This window comes from Chromobacterium sp. FG22 (assembly GCF_057809415.1).
Window position 1 is genome coordinate 175,838 of the sequence record NZ_JBMDJX010000001.1, and the last position, 20,914, is coordinate 196,751.

16 protein-coding genes are annotated in these 20,914 nt (G+C 67.1%); 4 read left to right on the forward strand and 12 right to left on the reverse strand.

Translation table 11 applies throughout. The annotated features are described in order from the left end of the window. Positions 1–35: 35 nt before the first annotated feature. Together ACODSD_RS00865 and ACODSD_RS00870 are read left to right on the forward strand one after the other, a co-directional pair. Positions 36–4,745 (forward strand): hypothetical protein, encoded by a 4,710-nt coding sequence (locus ACODSD_RS00865; protein ID WP_488876587.1) that lies wholly within the window; start codon positions 36–38, stop codon positions 4,743–4,745. A 60-nt stretch (positions 4,746–4,805) separates the two neighbouring features. Then, positions 4,806–5,468 carry a fimbria/pilus periplasmic chaperone gene (locus ACODSD_RS00870; RefSeq protein WP_488876588.1) on the forward strand — a complete coding sequence of 221 codons (663 nt, stop codon included), beginning with the start codon at positions 4,806–4,808 and terminating at the stop codon, positions 5,466–5,468. A gap of 137 nt (positions 5,469–5,605) precedes the next feature. Here the strand turns inward: ACODSD_RS00870 and ACODSD_RS00875 are convergent, their stop codons facing one another. Beyond that, complete coding sequence (locus tag ACODSD_RS00875) at positions 5,606–8,068, reverse strand: ATP-binding protein (RefSeq protein ID WP_488876589.1); 2,463 nt, start codon at positions 8,066–8,068, stop codon at positions 5,606–5,608. 479 nt (positions 8,069–8,547) lie between these two features. Between ACODSD_RS00875 and ACODSD_RS00880 the strand changes: the two genes are divergently transcribed. Continuing rightward, positions 8,548–9,231, forward strand: coding sequence for a response regulator transcription factor (locus ACODSD_RS00880; protein WP_107800888.1), 684 nt, complete (start codon positions 8,548–8,550; stop codon positions 9,229–9,231). Between the two features lie 44 nt (positions 9,232–9,275). On the opposite strand, the gene ACODSD_RS00885 is transcribed toward ACODSD_RS00880, so the two are convergent. The 11 genes from ACODSD_RS00885 to ACODSD_RS00935 form a co-directional block, all read right to left on the reverse strand. After that, positions 9,276–10,157, reverse strand: coding sequence for an isocitrate lyase/PEP mutase family protein (locus tag ACODSD_RS00885; RefSeq protein ID WP_488876590.1), 882 nt, complete (start codon positions 10,155–10,157; stop codon positions 9,276–9,278). Beyond that, positions 10,154–10,657, reverse strand: coding sequence for a flavin reductase family protein (locus ACODSD_RS00890; RefSeq protein ID WP_107800886.1), 504 nt, complete (start codon positions 10,655–10,657; stop codon positions 10,154–10,156). Before ACODSD_RS00890 ends, ACODSD_RS00885 begins: the two co-directional genes overlap by 4 nt. A gap of 2 nt (positions 10,658–10,659) precedes the next feature. Continuing rightward, entirely contained in the window at positions 10,660–11,049 is a 390-nt protein-coding gene (locus tag ACODSD_RS00895; protein ID WP_107800885.1) for a tautomerase family protein, read from the reverse strand. Continuing rightward, on the reverse strand, positions 11,040–12,116 hold the full coding sequence (zapE, locus tag ACODSD_RS00900) for a cell division protein ZapE (RefSeq protein WP_488876591.1): 1,077 nt from the start codon (positions 12,114–12,116) through the stop codon (positions 11,040–11,042). Before zapE ends, ACODSD_RS00895 begins: the two co-directional genes overlap by 10 nt. After that, the gene (locus ACODSD_RS00905; RefSeq protein ID WP_227105466.1) at positions 12,109–12,741 is read right to left on the reverse strand and encodes an FMN-binding negative transcriptional regulator; all 633 of its coding nucleotides are present in this window, start codon (positions 12,739–12,741) and stop codon (positions 12,109–12,111) included. The genes zapE and ACODSD_RS00905 overlap by 8 nt, the downstream gene beginning before the upstream one ends. Beyond that, the gene (locus tag ACODSD_RS00910; protein ID WP_488876592.1) at positions 12,738–14,039 is read right to left on the reverse strand and encodes an NAD(P)/FAD-dependent oxidoreductase; all 1,302 of its coding nucleotides are present in this window, start codon (positions 14,037–14,039) and stop codon (positions 12,738–12,740) included. The genes ACODSD_RS00905 and ACODSD_RS00910 overlap by 4 nt, the downstream gene beginning before the upstream one ends. Further along, positions 14,020–15,336 carry a lysine N(6)-hydroxylase/L-ornithine N(5)-oxygenase family protein gene (locus tag ACODSD_RS00915; RefSeq protein ID WP_107800881.1) on the reverse strand — a complete coding sequence of 439 codons (1,317 nt, stop codon included), beginning with the start codon at positions 15,334–15,336 and terminating at the stop codon, positions 14,020–14,022. The genes ACODSD_RS00910 and ACODSD_RS00915 overlap by 20 nt, the downstream gene beginning before the upstream one ends. A 16-nt stretch (positions 15,337–15,352) precedes the next feature. Further along, complete coding sequence (locus tag ACODSD_RS00920) at positions 15,353–16,726, reverse strand: diaminobutyrate--2-oxoglutarate transaminase family protein (protein ID WP_107800880.1); 1,374 nt, start codon at positions 16,724–16,726, stop codon at positions 15,353–15,355. A gap of 13 nt (positions 16,727–16,739) precedes the next feature. After that, positions 16,740–17,786, reverse strand: a complete 1,047-nt coding sequence (locus ACODSD_RS00925; RefSeq protein WP_235085969.1) for an aromatic ring-hydroxylating dioxygenase subunit alpha — start codon at positions 17,784–17,786, stop codon at positions 16,740–16,742. Positions 17,787–17,809: 23 nt separating this feature from the next. Beyond that, positions 17,810–19,336 carry a 4-hydroxyphenylacetate 3-hydroxylase family protein gene (locus ACODSD_RS00930; RefSeq protein ID WP_199225936.1) on the reverse strand — a complete coding sequence of 509 codons (1,527 nt, stop codon included), beginning with the start codon at positions 19,334–19,336 and terminating at the stop codon, positions 17,810–17,812. Between the two features lie 160 nt (positions 19,337–19,496). Further along, positions 19,497–20,246: a sulfite exporter TauE/SafE family protein gene (locus ACODSD_RS00935; protein ID WP_048413068.1), complete on the reverse strand. Its 750-nt coding sequence runs from the start codon at positions 20,244–20,246 to the stop codon at positions 19,497–19,499. A 308-nt stretch (positions 20,247–20,554) separates the two neighbouring features. Between ACODSD_RS00935 and ACODSD_RS00940 the strand changes: the two genes are divergently transcribed. Continuing rightward, positions 20,555–20,896, forward strand: coding sequence for an FKBP-type peptidyl-prolyl cis-trans isomerase (locus ACODSD_RS00940; protein ID WP_107800876.1), 342 nt, complete (start codon positions 20,555–20,557; stop codon positions 20,894–20,896). The last annotated feature ends 18 nt before the right edge of the window (positions 20,897–20,914 follow it).

Here is a 20,914-nt window from a genome sequence, read left to right on the forward strand (position 1 = left end):
TCATCACCCCATCCCAGCAGGACAGACGGACTGAAATGAAATACTGGATCTCAACTCTGATCTTCATGGCCGGCCTCGGCGCGGGGCTGGCGCAAGCGGCGCCGGCCGGCGTTTCGCAGGCCGCGCCCGGCGCGGGCTTTCTCCCGGTGCGGCCCCTTCCGGCGCCGGCCAAGCCGCCGGAACCTTTGGGCCGGCAGGAGTGGCGCAGCCAGCAGGACTTGATCCTGATTGAAGACCGGCTGGCCGGCACTCAGTATCTGAGCACCCTGGGCAGCAGCGGCGGCATCCTGCCCGGCAGCCAGGCCCAGGCCGTTTTCGGCGCGCGCGCGCCGCGCGGCGGCGCCAAGAAAGTGGCCATCTGGTATACCCATCAGCCGGACGCCCAGGTGCGGGAGATCCGCCAGTTGCAGCCGCTGCAGGCTTTCCGCGGCATGGCGGACGCACACGGCGCGGCCATGGGCCTGAGCGGCGACGGCTTCAGGCCGGCGCAGGGCCGCCAGGTCAACCCGGTGTTGAGCGAACTGGCTTTCGACACCATCGCCAAAGCGGCGCCGGGCGCGTCGCGCGAGCTGTCCTTCGTGGAAACCCTGGCCGGCGGCGGCGAACGCCGCTTTGTGACCCAGCTCAGCAAGCGCGCCCATCTGATCCTCAATCCCGCGCCGGCCAATAGCTGCCGCAATGAAACGGTGGACGGCGTCGCCGGCAAGCTGTGCGTGTTGCGGACCATTGCCGGCCAAAGCAATGCCGGCAGCGGCGGCGATCTGATGTTCACGGTGCGCGCCAAGATGCTGGCAACGCCCAAGGCCCGCTTCCGGGTGGGCGGGGAATGGCGGCATATCAACGACAGCGTGCCCATTGCCGCCTTCGCCCGCGCCAGGGCGGTGGAGGTCTTCTTTGTGCCGCCGCCGGCGGAGCAGTTGCAAGCCTTTATGACCGCCCATCCCAAGATCCGGCTGGATAGCTTGGTGGAGGCCGGTTTTTACTCGCGCTCGCGCTTGTTCCGCGGCGACCGCTTCAATCTGCAATTGCCCGCCATGGGCGGGGGCAAGCCGCCGGTCCAGCGGCGCTATTCGCGGCTGGGTCTGTTGTTGATCGACGATCAGTCCAGCGGCCGCCAGTACGTGACCACGGTCAGCGGCAGCCGGGACCAGGCCATTTACGGCGAGCGCCATCCGCAAGACGGCAGCCGCGCCGCCGCCTGGTATCTGGAGGCCGGCGCGAGACCGCCCTTGTTCGCGCTGCAGCAGCTGGGCCGCGCCAGCCCCGCCGGCGGTTTCGCCGGTTTTGCCGACGCTCAGGGCCAGGTGCGGGGCGGCCTCAGCGCCGCCGCGCCCTATCTCAATCCGGTGTTCAGCGAGGCCGCGTTCGCCGCGCTGCTGCACCAGCCCTTGGGCGGGCAACAGCGCTTGACGGTGGAGGGCTTGCGCAGCGGCGGGGAGGCGGTCAGCTACCAATTGAACGCCAGCCAGCAGGCCAGGCTGACCCTGGCCGCGCCGGAGGGGCCGGCTTGCCGGCCGGACACGGTGGACGGCGTGGCCGGCCAGCGCTGCGTGTTGCGGCGGCTGGCGGCGGAGAGCCGCGCGGGCGGCGACATCCGCCTCTTGATCCGCGCCAAGCGCCCCTTGCCCGGAGGGCGCTTCCGCGCGGGCCGGGAGTGGCGCCGGCTGGGCGAGAACGCGGCCGTTGCCGAATTGAGCGGCGCCCGTGAGCTGGAGCTGTTCCTGCCGGCCGCGTCCGGCTTGCTGCGCGGGCCGTCGGCGCCGGCGGGCGGGCAGGCGCTGTCCTCGCTGGTGGAGGCCTATTTCTATTCCAGCGGCCGCCAGCACCAGGGGGACCGCTTCGCGCTGAGCTTGAGGGACGGCTATTTGCCGGCGCCGCAGGCCAAGGCCGGCGCGCTCAAGCTGCTGACGATAGAGGACGAACCCAGCCAGCAACACTACATCACCACCTTGCAAGCCGAGCCGGGGCAAAGCCTGTACGGCGCGCGGCGACCGCGGGCGGGCCAGCGCGCCGCCACCTGGTATGTGGAGGCGGAGACGGCCAGCGGGCGAAGCGGCGAGCTGCAAGCCAGACAGGCGTTGCCCGCGGCCTTGATCGCCGGTTTCTCCGACCGCCAAGGGCGGGTCAGCGTCGGCCGCGCCATGCGGCAGCCGGGGCAAATCCATCCGGTATTCAATGAGCGCGCCTTTGCGGAATGGCTGCGTCTGCCTCTGGGCGGCCGCCAGTTGCTGACGCTGGAGGCGGAGCGCGGCGGCCAGCCGGTGACGGTGCGGGCGCAGGCGGAAAAAAGCGCGATGTTGCGCCTGGGCCCGCCGCAGGCCGCTTGCCGTCCGGAGACGGTGGACGGGATGGCGGGACGGGTCTGTGCGCTGCGCTCGGTCGCGGGCGAGTCCCAGGCGCAGAGCGGCGGCGGCGTCCGCTTCAGCGTCCGCGGGCCGCAGATCGCGGCCAAGGCGCGTTTCCGGGTGGGGACGCAGCCTTGGCGCCGGCTGGGCGAGAGCGTGGAAGCGGCGGAGTTTGCCGGCGCCAAGGCGGTGGAGCTGTTTCTGCCGCCGGCCGGGCGCGGCCGCCAGGCGCAGGGGATGGAGGCCGTGTTTTATTCCGGGGAGCGCGACGATGTTCTGGTCTTGCCGCTAGACGCGCCCAAGCCAGAGGCGGCGGGCGGCGAGGTGGACTTCGTCTTCGGCTCCAGTCACGAGGGCATGATGAAAACGGTGCCGGCATCCATCACTCTGATGCTGAATGAGTCGGTAGTGGCGGACGGGCCGAACGAGATCCGGTTTGCCGGCGTCAGCGACTCGGTATTGGATAAAAAAGCGCATGTGAAGTTTTCGCCGGCGATTCTCGGCGACCAAGACATTTCACTGCTCGAGACGCTGAAACTGCCGGTAGGCACCGAGGCGCTGAGTTTCGACTTTAAGCATGCCTGCTTTGAAAAGAATGAAAAGAAGGAGTGCACAATCGATAAGGGTTCCGGGACCAAGGAGGTCGGGGTGATCTTCAACGGCCGGGAAGTCGCTCAACCGCCATGGTTCCGCTGGTTTGAGGAGCCCGCGGCGAGAATCAATAACGTTAGCGTCAGCCCGGATAGGGTCAACACCGCTGTGGGGACCAACGTCGAGTTCGCCATCGATATCGCCGATGGGCCTGGCGCGTGGACGAATGACCACAAGCTGGAGTGCGATCTGGGCACCGCCAAGGATTTGTTTGGCGATCCCGACTTTGTCGAGCTCAAGGATAAGAATGGAGATCGTATCGGCGACTTGCCCTTGAAGGGCCGCCAAACACTGGAAGTTTTGCCCAGCCAACATCCGTTCCCGGTGAAGTTCTCCTTGCGCACCAAGGCTGGGGAAAAACCAGGCCTTGTTAGACTGTCTTGCGAGTACAACTATTCCGGCTGGTCCTATCCCTCGGTGAAGGCCGTTAAGGAAGACCTGAGTCTGGCCTCGATCGAGGGGCCGGCCGAGGGCTGGGTTGGGGAGGATTTGGAATACCGGATCTTCACCGACGGGGTCTCCCTTGGAGAGCGCAATCTGACCGTTACCGTGGCGGGCAAGGGCGTGCCCTGGGGGCTGGACATCCCCACGCTCCATTTCGACGAGACCGAGATCAAGCCGCAATGCGGCAAGGATTGCGTATTCACTTTCAAGCCCGCCGAGGGCAATAAGGGGACGCTTCAGCTGGGCATCAAGGCCAAATCGGTCAGCGGCCGCCGCGACGCCTACCATATCGCGGTCAGCCTGCAGGAGGACAAGACCTTGGACAAGGATTTCTACATTGTGCCGAACTGGGCGCTGGAGTCGCTGGTGTCCAGCGGCGATGTGGCGGCCGGCGCGCCGCTGCGTTACCGGCTGCGCTTGAACGCGCCGGCGGCCCAGGCGCTGACTTTGTGGCTGCGGACCCGGCCCCAGGACGGCCAGGCCGTGGACGATGGCTACGAGGGCGGCCGGGTGACGGTGAAGGACGGGGACAAGGTGCTGGCCGCCGCGCTGAACACCGGCGATTGGGGCGCGGTGACTCTGCCGCAGGGCAGCGAGAGCATGGTGGTGGAGGTGCCGACGCGAAGCTTTGACGATGGCGTCCGCAACACGCGCGCGCTTGAGCTGGGCGCGGCCTTGAGCGAAGACAAGCCGGAGGCGGAACCGTCCGCCGCCAAATACGCCATCGGGCGGATTTATCAGCCCAAGCCCAGTGTTTCGGTATTGCCGGCCAGCGAGGGTTCGAATCGCGGCAGCGGCTGGGTGGGCGCGCCGGACGGCCGGATTCGGCTGGATTACCTGATCCGCGCGCAAATGGCCAATCTGCCGCCGGCGGGCGGGCCGGAGCGCGGCGCGACGCGGCGCTACCTGAGTCAGCGCGGCCTGGGCGCGGTCAAGGCGAGCTTGTCGCTGGACGGCAAGCACGGCGCGAGTCAGCGGGAGGGCATGTGCCGTTTCGCGCTGCAAAGCGATGCGCGGCAAGGGGTGCTGTTCCCGGCCTGGCTCACCTTCGACGCCGACGGCGGCGGCCGGCGCGAGCCGGACAATTGTTCCGGTACGGTAAGCCACGATTTGAGCGCCGGCGCCTGGCTGGACGAGGGCAGCGATCCCGCCCAAGGGCTGGAGAAACGAAAGCTGCCGTTCAGCCTGTGGTTCCAGCTGGACGATCCGGTGTCGCTGCTGACCACCGAGGGCGCGCCGTGGTATGGCCGCGCGCTGGGCTCGGGCGCGGTGCGGGTGGACATGAGCCTGGAGCTCGCCCAATAAGCAGGCGGATGCGCGCGGCCGTCTCGGTCCGCGCGTCGGCGGAAGGAAACGAAGATGTTCATGAATATGCGAAAGGCCTTGCCGGCGCTGCTGTGCGCCTTGCCGGCGATGTCGGCCTGGTCCTTGCAGATGGCCCCGGTGATCGAGTTGGACGCCGACCGGAGCGAGATGCGGGTGGAGTTGAAAAACGATTCCCGGCAGCCGCACAGCTACCGCATCGTTCTGCGGCCCTTGGCCGGCCTGGAGGCCGGCGCGGGCGAGGACGCCGAACCGGCCACGGTGGACGCGGCGCCGACGCGTTTGAGCTTGAAGGCCGGCGCCAGCGGCGCGATCAAGCTGCGTTACCGCGGCGCGGCGATGGAGGGGCGGGAGCGCTACTATCGTTTGCAAGTGGTGGAGGAGGCGGCGGCCGGCGCGCAGGGCGCGCGCCGGGCCGGGGCTTGGGCGGATTATCCGCTGGCGCTGGGCAGCGTGTTGATTGTCCGGCCGCGCGCGGCCTATCTGGACTTCCATCTGGATCACGGTGTTTTGCGCAATACCGGCAACGCGGCCTTCTGGCTGCTGCAGGACGAGGCCTGCGGCGGCAAAACCGGCAGCACCAAGATACAGGCGCCCGGCAGCGCGGCGCGATTGGCGCCGCTGACGGGGCGCTCGCTGGTGCGGGTGGGCCTGGGCGACGAGATCCGGGTGGTGGTGGATCAGTGCGCGGGCGAGCAGGGCTAAGAGCCTGTTTACGATCTGCCGCGCGTCGGCGATACGGCCTTGAAAACCGCTTCGAAACGCCCATGCGCCGTCCGGCCATTCCGCTTCTTCCGCCGCAAGGCCTTGTCTCGTCCTTGCTTGCGAGGCTTTGAACGGCTTTAGGCGTCGTCCTCGGGCGCTTCTTGCCGCCGCCATTGCGCCAGGGCCTGCTCGAACTCCCGATGCCAGGCCAGCAGCGCTTCCTCCTCCGGGCGCTCGCCTTCCGTCCGCAGCGCGTGCTCCATCCGGGCGGCCAGCCGCGCCAGGGGCTCCGCGCCCACCGTCAGCGCGCCGCCTTTGAGCCGGTGCACATGGTGGAGCATGATGTCCGGCAGCTGGTCGGCGGCGGCTTGCCGGAACTGGAGCAGGTCCTGCCGCGCGCTGCGGCTGTACAGCCGGGCCAGGTCCAGCGCCGAGGCGGGCAGGGCGAGCGGCGGCGGCGCGGCGCCTTCCGTCGTCAACCACAAACGCAATATGTCCTCGATATCCCGCAGGCTGAGCGGCTTGGACAGCATGCCGTCCATGCCGCTGGCGATGCAGCGGTTTTTGTGCGCCAGATCGGTGATCGCGGAGATGGCGATGACGGGGGTGAAGGTCAGATTCCGTTCCGCCTCCAACTGGCGGATGCGCCTGGCGGTTTCGTAGCCGTCGATGCCGGGCAGATTGCAGTCCATCAGGATCATCGCGAAGGCTTCGCCTTGCCGCAGCAGCCGCAAGGCGGTCTGGCCGTCTTCCGCGATGACGGCGTCGCAGCCCAGCTGCGCGAGCTGCCGGCGGATGGCCTGCTGGTTCACCTCCATGTCTTCCACCACCAGCAGGCGTTGCGGCGGCAGGGCGTCGGGCGCGGGTCCGGAGACGGGGGCCTGCGCGTCGGCGGCGGAGGGTTCGGCGACATCGACATGCAGGACAAAGCTGACGGCGGTGCCCTTGCCCTCGGCGCTCTCCAGCAGAATGCTGCCGCCCATCAGCTCGATCAATTGCTTGCAGATGCTCAGGCCCAGGCCGCTGCCGCCGTAGCGGCGGCTGGTGGAGCGTTCCGCCTGGCTGTAGGCGCGGAAGAGTTTTTCCTGTTGCGCCTTGGCGATGCCGACGCCGGTGTCGCGCACCGTGACCAGAAGCTTCCCGGATTTGGCGCTTTGCAGATTGAACTGCATCAAGAGCGCCACCTCGCCGCGATCGGTGAATTTGATGGCGTTGGACAGCAGATTGGTCATGATCTGACGCATGCGCAACGGGTCCAGGATCAACAGGCGGTTTTCCAGCCCGTCCGCGGCCAGGGTCAGTTCCAGTCCTTTGCGGCTGGCGCTCAGGCGCTGGCTGTCGCTGATCCCTCTGGCCAGCTCCAGCAGATCGGTGGGCAGTGTTTCCAGCGCCAGATGCCGCGCTTCCAGCTTGGCGGTGTCCAGCACATCGTCCAGCAACTCCAGCAGATTGAGGGCGGAGGAGCCGGCCAGCGCGGCGAGCTCCTGCTGCTGCTTGCTTTGCCGGGTTTGCTGCAGGAGTTCGATGGCGGCGAGTATCGCATTCATCGGCGTTCTGATTTCGTGGCTCATCATGGCGATGAATTTCGACTTCGCCTCCTCGCTGGCCACCGCCCGGCGTTTGGCCCAGCGGGCCTGCGTGAACAGGAAGACCATCACCGACAGCACGCAGATCACCAGCAGGATTTCCGGCAGGTAGTAGCGGCTGATCTGATGCATTGACGGTTTGCCGAAGTCGATGTCGGCGACCCAATCGTCAAAAATCTCGTCGGTCTCGGACGGGCTGAGCTGGAGCAGGGACTTGTCGATGATGGAGCGCAGCTCCGGATATTGCTGCGCCACCTTGATGTTCAGGCCGGTGAACATTTCCGGCATGGTGCCGGAGATTTGCAGGGTTTTGGGGAAGCGTCCCTGCAACACCGGGCGGAACACGATTTCCGCGCCGATGGCGGCGAACACCTTGCCGTCGGCGACGGCCTTCAAGGCCGCCACCGGGTCGTTGATCAACACCAGTTGCAGATAAGGGTAGTGCGCGCGCAGATACTGCTCATAACCGCCCCCGCCCTTGACCGCGACGGCCTTGCGTTCCAGTTGGGACGGGTTGAACAAGCCTTCGGCGCCGGCCTTGGTGATGATGATGGTGGCGGTGGAGGCGTAGGGCTGGCTATTCAGCAGCGGTATGCCATATTCCTTGGGAATCAGCTGCGTCGCGCCCATGGTGGCCAGATAGATCTGCCCGCTTTTCAACTTGCCTATCATGTCCTGGGTGTTCGCCGCGGCGACTAATTGAAACCGCAGGCCGCTCTTTTGGGCAATGGCTTTCAGGTAGGCGCAGCTCAGCCCCTTGTGGCTGCCGTTTTCAATATATTCCAGCGGCCAGTAGGGATCGATGGAATAGTAGATGGTGGGGTGCTGTTTGATCCAGGCGATTTCTTCCGCGGTATAGGACGGCGGCTCCGCCTGGCTGGCCGCGCTGGACGCGCCCAGCCAGATAATAAACAGCGCGGACCAGAGCAGGGCGTGAAACGCGGTATTAAGGAGCGGGCGCAGGGGCGGGGCGGCAAAGGGGGTAATAGATTGCTTAGCTGTATTGTTTGCCATGCGGCCGCCGTCTTTTCTGTGTTTTCTTGGGCATTATAGTCGGTCCGGCCGTTTTGGCGATGCGGCGTTCTGGAAGGCGGTTAATTGCATGCGGCTTATTTTACCTGGGAAATAAGCGCTTAGCGAACGCCCGGCTTTGAGAATGGTCTTGTTGACGCCGATTTGTCCGGGCATTTAGCATTTTTTATCAATCCGGCGCGCAAGCGCGTTTGCGCGCGCAGAGTATGTTTTTGTATTTTGATCTTTTGAGAAATATTTATTTTGCTTGATTTTATTGCATGATATTGGTGTCCGGCGTCTTATTGTTTTACCTTGTTTTATCATGGGTCAAAGTTGGCGCTTGAAATATTGCGGCGGGTTTTGAAAGAGAGAGGGGCCGGCTGCGGCGCGCTGACGGCGCATGCTATATTGGGACGTGCTTTTCAAAGAGCGGGAGTTTGAATTGATGCTGAAGTGATTTTTATCGCCATGGAGGAGGAATGAAGAAAAGAAAAATCAAAGTGATGTTATTGGACGACCACGAGGTGGTCAGACAGGGCTTGGGCTTTAGATTGTCGCAGGAGGGCGATATCGTCTTGGCGGGCAGCTTCGGCGACAGCCGCTCTTTTCTGGCGGCCTTGAATCATGAGCGGCCGGACGTGCTGGTGCTGGATTACGCGCTGCAGCCTCAGGACATGGACGGTTTGAACCTGATCCGCGCCATCCGCGCGCGTTTTCCCGAGGTGGTGATCCTGATCATGTCCTCTTATTACAACACGGCCACGGTGTCCCTGGCTTTGAGGGCCGGCGCGCGCGGCTTCGTCGGCAAACAGCAGGATCTGGACGAGCTGGTGCGGGCGGTCCGGGTGGCGGCGTCCGGGCGCGTGTATCTGACCGCGGAAATGGCGCTGGAATTGGCGCAGGCCCAGCAGGCGGACAGCGTGCCCGCCGACAGTTCCACGCATGCGCCGGACGCGATGGACCGGGTGGTCCGCCTGTCCGCCTTGTCGCCGCGGGAGCTGGAGGTGCTGCGCTGTTTTCTGGAAGGCATGACGGTCAGCGAAATCGCGGACAAGTTCTCCAAGAGTATCAAGACCATCAGCGGCCAGAAACAGGCCGCGATCAAGAAGCTGGGTCTGAAGTCGGACCACGAGCTGTATTTCATCAAGGACGAAATCCAATAGACGGGCGGGCTGGGCGCCCGCCCTTCGTCGCGGCCCGGCCGCGCTCACTCCCGCCCGGCCGCGCCGTAGCGCGCGTCCAGTTCGTCGTAGAGCGGCTTGTTGACCAGGCGCTGACGTTCGGCGAACGGGGCCACCAGTTGCGGGTCTTCTTGCAGAATGCCGTCGCGGGACAGCGCGCCCAGCGCCCGCTGCATGCCGAGCACCGCGCCTTGCAGCGCGGCGTTGGCGTACAGCACCAGACCGTAGCCCAGTTCTTTCAGATCGGCGGCGCTGAGCGCCGGGGTCTTGCCGCCGATGACGATATTCATCAGCAAGGGGCGCTCGAACAGCGCCGGCAGCCGGCGGATGTCGTCCAGCTCGCGCACCGCTTCGATGAACAGCACGTCGGCGCCGGCCTCGGCGTAGCGGCCGGCGCGTTCGATGGCGGCGTCTATGCCGTCCACCGCGCAGGCGTCGGTGCGGGCGATGATCAGCAGGTTCTCATCCTGGCGCGCGTCCGCCGCCGCCTGAAGCTTGCCGCACATTTCGGCGGCGCTGATCAGGCTCTGGCCGGCGAAATGGCCGCATTTCTTGGGCAGGACCTGGTCTTCCAGCTGGATGGCGTCGGCGCCGGCGCGTTCCAGCACGCGCACGGCGCGGCGCACATTGAGCGCGTTGCCGAAGCCGGTGTCGGCGTCGACGATGATGGGGATGGACACCGCGTCGCGGATGGCGGCGGTCTGGTCCGCCACTTCCTTCAGGCCGACGAAGCCCAGGTCGGGCAGACCCAGCTGCATATTGGTCAGTCCGGCGCCGGTCAGATAGAGGGCGCCGAAGCCGAGGTCTTCGACGAGGCGCGCGCTGAGGGCGTTGTAGGCGCCGGGCACCAGCAGGCCGGAGCGGCTTGCTATCAGGCTGCGCAGGACGTGTTTGCTGTTTTGCGTCATGTTTGCGGTTCCAGAGGGGCTAGGGGATGGGTTTGATGGTAGCGGCCGCGCCAGTAGACCAGCGGCTGGCGCGCGGGGTCGTGATGGGTTTCCAGCACCTCGCCGATGAAGATCAGGTGGTCGCCTTCTTCGTAATGGCTTTTGCGGCGGCAGGCCAGCCAGGCGGCGGCGCCGTCGATCAGCGGCGCGCCGTGGCGCCGCAGCGTGAACTGGGCGCGCTTGCGCTCGTCGAGATCGGGGCCGGCGAACAGTCGGCACAGGTCCAGTTGTTGCCGGCTCAGCACCTGGATGCCGAAGCGATCGGCGGAGAGAAAGCTGGCGGCGGCGCGCGATTGCCGGCGCAGGCACCACAGGATCAGCGGCGGCTCCAGGGACAGCGCGCTGAAGGCGTTGATGGTCAGCCCCAGCGGGCCGCGCTCGGGGTCCAGGACGGAGGCGACGGCGACGCCGGTGGCGAAGCTGCCCAGGGTTTGGCGCAGGGCCTGCTGGTCTTGGCCCATCGTCAGACGGCGATGGCGTAGCCGAAATCGATTTCGCTGGCGGCCTGGCCGCCGCGCATGCCCCAGTTGTCGGCGGCTTCTTCACGCAGCAGGATCAGCACCGAGGCGGGCGCGATGTTCAGCAGCGCGGCCAGATCCGCGGCCAGCCTGGCGTAGAGCTTTTTCTTGGTTTCCGGCTTGCGGCCGGCGAAGACGGTGATTTCGATGTGCAGGTAGTCCGGATCGCCGCCCGGCGGCAGCAGGTCTTCCGGCGCGTAGCGCTGGTAGCGCGCTTGCAGCTCTTCGTCGCTGACGCCGAACACGGCGCGCAGCGCGTCGTAGACGCAGTGGACGATGGCTTGGCGTTGGGCCGGCGTGCGCGCGGCGGCGTCTTCGATTCTGACTATTGGCATAGGGGGCTCATTTCGATGGCGGTGGCGGCGGCGAAGGAGGCGGATTGCATTTCGGCGAGCCGGCTCAGCGTGCGGTGGGTGTCCGCCGACAGCGTGATTTCGCGCAACATGGTTTCGATCGGGCGTTCCGAGATCAGCAGCAGGCGCTGGCGGCGGTCGTAGAGCACGTCCACCAGCCAGATGAAGCGGCGCAGGCCGTCCGCCTTGTTCAGCTGCGCCTGGACGATGTCGGAGACGACCACGGTGTGCCAGCGTTCCGACATTTCCAGGTAATCCAGATGCGAGCGCGGGCCCAGGCAGAGGGTTTCGAAATCGAACCAGACGCAGTCCGGGCTATGCGCCCGCGCGGGCAGCGGCCGGCCGGACAGGGAGACGGCGGCGGCGGGGCCGACGGTCCGGCCCTGTTCTTGCAGCAGCCGGCGCAGGTGTTGTTCCGTGTCCGCGCCGCAGGGGTGCAGATAGTGTTCGCCGGCGGCGGCTTCGCGGTAGCGGTAGTCGCGCTCGCCGTCCAGGTGCAGCACTTGCATATGGCGCTGGATCAGCGCGATCACCCGCAGCGCGTAACGGTGCAGCTGCGGGTCCGGCAGCAGTTGTTCCGGCGCGTAGTTGGAGGTCAGGATCACCCGCACCCGCTCTTCCAGCAGCACGGTCAGGAAGCGCTCCATCAGGATGGCGTCGGCGATGTCGTGCAGATGGAATTCGTCCAGGCAGAACAAACGGCTTTGCGCGGCGACGCGCCGCGCCAGCGCCGGCAGGTAGTTGGCTTGTTCGCCGCCGGCCTGGGCCAGGCCGCGGTGCAGATCGCGCAGGAACTGGTGGTAATGAATGCGCTGCGCCGGCTCGGCGGACAAGGCGAACAGGCCGTCCATCAGCATGGTCTTGCCGCGGCCGGGCTCGCCCCATAGATAGGCGCCGGTTTGCGGCGCCGGCCGGCGCAGCGGCCAGGCGGGGCCGGGCCGCGCCTGGAGGCGCAGCGCGTCCAGCGCGTCGGCGGCGCGGCGCTGGCCGGGGTCCAGCACGACGCCCTGATCGATGAAGCGTCGGCTCAGGGCGGAGGGTTCAGCCATGCGCCGGCTCCGCGGTTTCGGCGAAGCGCAGCAAGGCGTCCAGCAGCGCGCGCTCGCCGGCTTCGTCGCGGCGCAGCAGATGGTCCAGCGCCGCCTGCTGGTCTTCCGGTTTTTTATCCTGCGATAGCTTGAAGCGGCCTTCCTCGCGCAGCACATGGACGCGCAGGCCGAGGATGTGCGGCGCGTTGGCGATCACCCGGGGATCGGCGGCCTCGTACTGGAACGGCGCTTGCGGCGGCTGCAGCCGCTCGCAGGTGTCGCTCAGCGCGCGGCGGGCGGATTCCAGGTCGTCCAGCACTTCGATTTCGACGTCCATATGCACGGCGACGTAGTTCCAGGTGGGCAGCAGCCGGCTGCGGTAGGCTTCCGGCGGGATATAGCTTTGCGGGCCCATGAACACCAGATGCGCGGGAAAGCGGCCGCGGCCCTGGAATTGGGGGTTGCGGCGGTCGACGTGGCCGAACAGGCTGCGGTCCGCGACGCGGAACAGCGGGATGTGGCTGGCGTGCAGCCGGCCCTGGTGTTCGCTGCTGATCAGCGCCAGCGGGTAGCGGGCGATCATCCGGTCTATCAGCTCGGGGCGGCTACAGCAGTATTCCTGATAATGGAAGGCGCATGAACTCACTGGAGGGTGTCCTTTTGCGTAGGCGCTTCGGTCTGCGCGAGCCGGGCGCGCCGGCGGCGGTCGTGGGCGATGGCTGTTTCGGCCATCCACTTTAGCAGCGCGCGGCCGCGCAGCGGTCGCGAGTTGAAGGGCAAGAGGGCCGGGCCGGCGCCTATCAGCTGGCGCGCCAGGGTTCGGCCCAGCATGAAGGACAGCGCCAGGCCGCGGCCGTTGCAGCCGGTCCAGGCCAGCACGCCGTCGCCGACGCGGCGCAGGCTGGGCAGGCCGGACGGGGTGAGGCCGACCTGACCGGCCCATAGCCGCGGCGCGGCGTCGAGCTCCAGCCCGAAGACGGCGCGGACGCGCTGGCGCAAGGCGGCGGCGTATTGCTCCGCTTCGGCGTCGGCGCGCAGCGCGAACAGGCCGGTCAGCAATTGGCCTTCCGGCATTTTGCGGAAAAACCACATGTCGCGGCGGTTGTCGGAGAAGGGGATGTCGGCGGGCAGCACCCGCGCCTGTTGTTCCGGGCTCAGTTCGAACTGTCCGAGCGCCAGCGTCAGCGGCACGCTGTGGCGGGCGACTTCGGCGACGCCGTCGCGGCTGTAGGCGTTGCCCGCCATCAGCACGCGGCCGGCGCGCAGGCTGCCGCGCGGGGTGCGGATCACGTGCATGCCGTCGCGCGGGCTGGCTTCCACCAGCTTGGCCGGGCAGCGCTCCAGCAGCACCACGCCGCGCCGGCGGCAGCGTTCGGCCAGGCCGCGCGCCAGCGCCAGCGGGTCGATCTGGCCGCCGTCTTCGAACAGCAGACCGCCGTGGTAGCCGGCGGCGGCGGTCAGGGCTTGCGCCTGCTCGGCGTCCAGCGCGCGGGCGCGCACGCCCAGCCTGCGCCAGGCCAGGGCGGCGGCCGACGCGGAGCCGGGGGCGGCGAACAGTTGCATCCAGCCTTTGCGCACCGGGCTGGCTTCGGGCAGCGCCAGCAGTTCGGCCGCGGCCTCGCTCAGGCCGGCCAGATAGCCGTCGGCCTGCGGCCCCAGCCAGGCGCGCAGTTCCGGCGGACCGCAGCGCGCGGGCACCGGCACCACGAAGCCGGAGTTGCGGCCGGTGGCGCCGCCGCCGACGGCGTCGGCCTCCAGCACCACCACCGAGCAGCCGGCCTCGGCGGCGGCCAGCGCCGCCGACAGCCCGGTGAGGCCGGCGCCTATCACCGCCAGTTCGCAACTGACCGGCAGCGCGTCGGCCTTGGCCGCCAGCAGCCGCGGCGCGCGCGCCTGCCAGCCGCTGGCGGCGCTCAGCAAGGCCTCAAGCGCGGGCGCCGTCATGCCGCGATCCTTGTTCCAGCCGCGCCGTCAGCGATTGCACGATGGCCTGCGAGCGCAGCGCCAGCAGGCTGAAGGAGCCGGCGTCGCCCATGCCGTGCGAGGATTCGCACAGGCCGTTCAGGTAGAGCGGCGCGCCGCGGTCGGCCTCGCCCTGCAGGCGCACGCGGTAGTCCAGCGCGATGTCCACGGTGTCGCGCTCGGCGCACAGCTGCGGCGCCAGCGTTTCCAATACGCGCGGCCAGGGTTCACGCTTGGGGCCGCGCCCCAGGTCCAGGAAGCCGGTGGCCAAGATCACCAGGTCCACGGTTTCGCTGACGATTTCTCCGCCCAGGAAGTGGCGCAGCCGCAGGGTGACGCCGTCGGCGCCGGGTTCGCAGGCCTCGGTGTCCATGCAGGTGAGCAGGGCCAGGCTGTCCTTGTCTTGCAGCCGGTTGGCGTATTGCTTGACGTAGAGCTGGTTGAGCACGTCGATGTCGGCGGCCGAATAATTGGTGAACACCAGTTCCTGGCGCAGCCGGGTCTTGTGTTCCGGGCTGGCGGCGAAGAAGGCGTCGACGAAGGCGGGGAAATACACCTCGTCGGAGAAGGGGCTGGTGTCTTTCTGACGGTAGCCGAAGTTGCGGGTGACGCCGACTACCCGCGTCAGCGCCGGCTCGGCGCTGGCGTGCAGCAGGATTTCCACCGCGCTCTGGCTGCCGCCTATCACCGCCACCCGGCCGCCGCCCTTGGCTTTCAATCGTTCCAGCGCCGGCAGGTAGTGGTTGAGGTGGACCACGCGCGGGTCCGGCGCGCGCTGGAACGGTTCCGGGATGTTGGGGGTGCGGCCCGGCGCCAGCACCACGCTCAGCGCCAGGTATTCGCGGCCGTCGGCGCAGAGCACGCGGTAATGGCTGAGCGCGCCGTCGCTGTCGCTGACCGGCAGGATGTCGATGACTTCGCGCTGGTATTCCACCAGGTGCTGGAAGCAGCCGGCGGCCCAGCTGACGTATTGCGCGTACTCCAGCCGCAGCGGGTAGTGCAGCGGCAGGTTCAGGTGCTCGTAGAGCCGGTTGTGCTCGTGCAGGAAGTTGGTGAAGGTGTAGCGGCTGCGCGGGTTGCGCGGGGTGACCAGGTCGCGCAGCGGGTGGTTCTGGATGTCCGAGCCTTCCAGCAGCATGCCGGGCTGCCAGGCGGCGGAAGGCCGCCGCTCGAGGAAGCGCACGGACAGCTGCGGCGCCAGTTCTTCCAGCGCGATGGCCAGCGCGATGTTGGCGGGGCCGAAGCCGATGCCGATGATGTCGTGTACGGTGTGCGTCATGCTGTCGCTCCAGGGTTCAGAATGCCATTGCGGCCGGGGCGTGCGCGGCGGCCGGGGCGGCGGGCCACAGGCTGGCCAGCGCGGTTTCAAAACGGCGGACGATGTCCTCCGCGTCGTCGGCGCTGATGATCAGCGGCGGCAGCAGCCGCATCACCGCGCCGTGGCGGCCGCCGCTCTCCAGGATCAGGCCGTGTTCCAGACAGGCGCGTTTCAGCGCCTTGGCCAGCAGGCCGTTGGCCGGCGGGTGGCCCAGCGCGTCCGGCGCGCCGTTGGGGTCTATCAGTTCCACGCCCAGCATCAGGCCGCGGCCGCGCACCTCGCCGATGCAGGAGAAGCGCGTTTGCAGCGCCTGCAAGCGCCGGCGCAGCAGCTGGCCCACTTCCCGCACCTGCTCCAGCACGCCGGGCCGGCGCAGGTATTCCAGCGTGGCCGCGCCGCTGACCAGGGCGATCTGGTTGCCGCGGAAGGTGCCGGCGTGGGCGCCGGGCGCCCAGCGGTCGTATTTCCGGTGGTAGGCCACCAAGGCCAGCGGGTAGCCGCCGCCCACCGCCTTGGACAGGATGACGGCGTCCGGCACGATGCCGGCCCACTCATGGGCGAACATGTCGCCGCTGCGGCCGAAGCCGGTCTGCACCTCGTCCATCACCAGCGGCACGTCGTGGCGCGCGGTGATCTCGCGCAGGCCGCGCAGCCATTCCGCGCTGGCCGGAATGCAGCCGCCTTCGCCCTGGATGGGTTCCACCAGCAGCATGGCCGGCTTGCCTACGCCGCTTTCCGGGTCGGACAGCAGGTTTTCCAGATAGGCCAGCGACAGGCGCTCGGTGTCGGCGGCGTCGGCGCCGAAGGGGCTGCGGTAGGCGTAGGGAAACGGCAGGAACTGGATTTCCGCCGGGTAGCCGCTGACCGCCTGTTTCGGCCCCAGATTGCCCATCATGCCCAGCGCGCCCATGGTCATGCCGTGGTAGGCGCCCTGGAAGGCCAGCACCGGGCGGCGGCCGGTGGCGGTCTTGAACAATTTGAGCGCGGCTTCCACCGCGTCGGAGCCGGACGGGCCGCAGAACTGCACTTTGGCGTGTTCGGCGAAGGCGGCCGGCAGCGCTTGGTACAGCTGTTCCACGAAGGCGAGCTTGGCCGGGGTGGCGATGTCCAGCGCCTGCTGCAGCTGGCCGGATTGCAGAAAATCGGCCACCCGCTGTTGGACGAAGGGGTGGTTGTGGCCCAGCGGCAGCGCGCCGGCGCAGGCCAAGCAGTCCAGGTATTCGCGGCCCTCGCTGTCGTAGACTCGGGCCAGTTCGCCGCGGCTGATCACGCGGTCTATGCCGCGCGCGTAGGTGCGGGCGTTGGATTCGCGCTCGGCCAGTTGCAGGCGGCGGGGTTCAAAGGCGTCCATCGTTTGCTCCCTGTCAGTTCAGCAAGGCCGCGGCGCGCGGCTCGGCGTGGTCCTGCGCGTCGGCGCGCTGACCCAGTTCCTTAATCCAGCGCCGGTATTCGATGCCCAAGCGGTCGCTGCGCACATGCATTTCCTGCTGGAGGTCCAGCGGCAGCCGCGCCGGGCGCTGCGACTCCACGATCAGCCGGTCTTGCTCGAACACCATGTCCTGGCGATAGAGGATTTTTTCCTCGCTCAAGTCGGCGCCGAAGTTGATGGCGACGATCAGCCAGATCACGCACTCGGCCTCGTCCACCGGGGTGGCGTTGAGGAAGGTGCAGAAGCGCTCGGTGTCGCCGGTCTTCTTGACGAAGTAGGCGGTGGTGGGGTTGAACACCGAGTAGGTGTAGCGTGCGGTGACCGGGATGCCGCGGTGGTCGCCGTAGGGCTGGAACACCGAGATTTCCGAGGTGCGCAGCCCGTGTTCGTCCTTGAACACCTGGTAGTCCGGCAAGGGCTCCGGCGCGTCCGGGTCGCCGTTGAGATTGGCGTGGACGAAGGGGAAGTGCGAGGCGTCGAGGAAGTTTTCCACCGAGCGCAAGGCGTTGCCCATATAGCGATAGGGGCCGGCGAAGACCTTGCGGAAGCTGTCGTCCTCCCATTCCGGGAACACCGGCAGCGGCCGCTGCGGCGCGTCCAGGCTGGCCCAGATCAGGCCGTAGCGTTCGGCCGCGTGGTGGCGGAAGATCAGCCGCGCCGACGAGGGCGTGGCTTGGTCCGGGTGGGCGGGCACCCGCGTGCATTGGCCGCCGGCGTCAAAGCGCCAGCCGTGGTACGGGCATTCGATCTCGCCCTTTTTGACGCAGCCCAGCGACAGCTTGGCGCCGCGGTGGCCGCAATAGTCCTTCCAGGCGTGGATCTGGCCGGCGCCGTCGCGCCACAGCACCAGTTCCTCGCCCAGCAGCCGCACCGCCTTGGGGCGTTCTGCGCTGACTTCGTCGGCGCGCGCCACCACGTGCCATTGGTTTTTCAAGGCCTGGTAGTCCAGACCGGCGCGGTCCCATTTGCCTGCGTACAGCATGCTTGCCTCCTTTCCGGTCCGGTTCACGCGCGGTCGCGGCAAGCGCCGTCGAACTGCCAGCCCGGACGCGCCCAGCCGTCCGGCGTGTAGTCGGCCATGCAGTCGTCCACCAGCGCGCGGCATTGCTCCAGCACGCCGCTGCTCTCGCAGTGGCGCAGCATGTCCAGCCGCACCTGCTCGTTGTTGCCGGCGTAGTTGTGCTCGTACAGTTCGTGGCGGCCGCCGAACTCGCTGCCCAGCGCGTCCCACAGCAGCTTGATCAGCTTGAGCCGGTCCACCGCCTCTTGATCGGTGCCCTGGAAGTAGCAGCCGATCAGGTCCTTGAGTTCCGGATTGGCCAGGTCCAGCCAGCTGGACACCTGCATGATGGGCGAGCCGCCGAGTATGGTGTTGAACACCGGTTTGAGCTGGGACATCATCTGGGTGCCGAAATAGCGCACCGTGGCGGCGGCTTCCAGCCGCGGCACCACCGAGCCGTCGCGGCGCGGTTCCGGGTTGTGGCACAGCGATTCGGTCAGCGACCACATCAGATTGCGCAGCGCCACGATGTCGGCCAGCCGGGCGCGCACGCCGCGGAAGCCGTCGCTGCCGTTGGATTCCAGCACCTTGGCCAGCAGGCCGCAGATGAAATCCATCTTCACCGCCAGCCGGGTGCCGGATTGCAGCGGATAGCGGTTGAGGAAGCCGGAGGCGGAATAGAAGCTGCGCGCGCGCTCGATGTCGCGGTAGATCAGCACGTTTTCCCAGGGCACGAACACGCCGTCGAAGATCAGCACCGAGTCGTTTTCGTCGAAGCGGCTGGACAGCGGGTTGTCGAAGGGGCTGAGCGCCGCGGCCTCGTAAGAGCGGCGGCAGATGATCTTGAGATTGGGCGCGTTCATCGGCAGGATGAAGCACAGCGCGAAGTCCTCCTCGCCGCCGGCCTGGTATTGGGCGGCGCTGTTCTGGGCGACGAAGGTGGCGTTGGAGATGGCCGCGCTGGTGGCCACCATCTTGGCGCCGCGCACGATGATGCCGGCGTCGGTTTCCCTCTCCACGTGCAGGTAAAGATCGCGCATCTCCGAGGCGGCGCGGGCGCGGCCCGCCGGCGGGTTCACCAGCACGTGGTTGAGGAACAGCACTTTGCGCGCGCTCTGGCGATACCAGTTCAGCGCGTTGTCGTGGAAGGGCGCGTACAGATGGGGGTCGGATTTCAGCGTGGCGGTGAAGCCGGCCTTGTAGTCCGGGGTGCGGCCCATGAAGCCGTAAGTCAGCCGCGACCAGTGGGCGATGGCGTCGCGGGCCTTGAGCAAGTCCTCACAGGAGCGGCTGGGCATGAAATAGCGGTGGGTGCGATAGCCTTCCGGATCGATGTCGGTCATCAGCTCCTGGCTGTCCGGATGGTGCAGCGCCTCGTACAGCCGCGACATCGAGTAAGCGCTGTTGCGGAAAGCCGGGTGCCGGCTGACGTCCGCCACTTTCTGGCCGTAGATGTAGACTTCGCGGCCATCGTTGAGACTGGCCAGGTACTCCTCCGGCGTCATCATTTCGTTCAATGCAGCATGATTCACTTGGCACTCCTCATCGTCATTTAAGAGCAGCAAACACATTCCCGGACTGCGGGCGACACGACGCCCTCCCGTCAGGGATGAGAGAATCGACGCCATGGGCGCGGCCGCGCGTGGTCGCGGCCGGCGGATGGCTACGGCGGGTATTGAGTAGTGGGGCCGCTCAGTGGCTGAAGTAACGGCCCAGCAGGACGATGCCGGAAAACAGGACGACGGTATTGATCACCCGGATGAATTGTTCGCGGGTCAGCCGCAGGGTGATGTGTCGGCCGGCGAACACCCCGCACAACATGGCCGGCGCCAGGATCAGCGCCAGCAGCAGCAGGGAGGCGTCCATATAAACGCCGGCCAGCGCGAACAGCACCACCCGGGTCAGGGTGCTTAGGCCGATCAGCGTGGTCTGGGTGATGCGCAGATGTTCTTTCTGCTCGATGCGGCCGGACAGATAAATGGCGTAGATGAAGCCGCCGCTGCCGAACAGCGCGCTGAACACGCCGCCCACCAGGCCGAAGGGCACCGCCGCGCGGGGCTGGAATTGCCGCTTGGGGCTGAGGCCGCTGAGCGAATACAGCGAGTAGGCCACCACGAACACGCCCAAGGCCAGCAGCAGCGCGTCAGGCCGGGTTTTCAGCAGGATGGCGGCGCCGATCAGGCTGCCGGCCACCATCAGCGGGATCAGCCGCTTCAGTTCGCCCAGGTCCGCCTTGCTGCCGTCGCGCAGGATGTTGCTGAAGGCGGCGAACATATCCATCAGCGCCAGCAGCGGCACGATCTTGGCCACCGGGATGAAAATGGCCAGCACCGGGCTGGCGACCAGGGCGGTGCCGAAACCGGCCACGCCGAAAATCACGTAAGCAATGGTGACCGCCGCAAAGATGGCGCTCAGGTCCTGCCATGGCAAATCCAGCAACATAGGGGTTCTCCTGGCCTGCCTGCCACGCTTGGAATACTTTCCCGGGCGTTGGCCTGACGGCTCCTGCTATTTCTCCGACGGCTATTTTGTATGGGATCAGCCGTTCTCAAGTGTTTGCATCCTACTGATTTGTCATGATGTATGTCAAATGGGAAAGTTTGTCCTTGTAGTATTTGAATTGCATTTAATGATTAATATATTTGTAGAAAAAGTTTTACGCGCGACTACCGCGCCGGCCGGCGAGCCGGGCTCGCCGCGGCGGGACGAGTCCGCTATCATCCGCGGCAGATTGAAGGCGAGGAAGCCATATGAGCGATGAACTGCACATCACCGATCTGGTGGAGGGCACGGGCAAGGAGGTGGTCAAGGGCGCCTTGATCACCACGCAGTACACCGGCTGGCTGGAGGACGGCACCGAGTTCGATTCGTCCTACGCGAAGGGACGGCCGTTCCAGTGCGTGATCGGCACCGGCCGCGTGATCAAGGGCTGGGATCAGGGCTTGATGGGCATGAAGGCGGGCGGCAAGCGCCGGCTGTACGTGCCGGCGCATCTGGCCTACGGCGAGCGCCAGATCGGCGCCCGCATCCAGCCCAATTCCAATCTCTTGTTCGAGATCGAGCTGCTGGAAGTGCTGACCCGCGACGATTGAGGCGGCGCGGCGGACAAC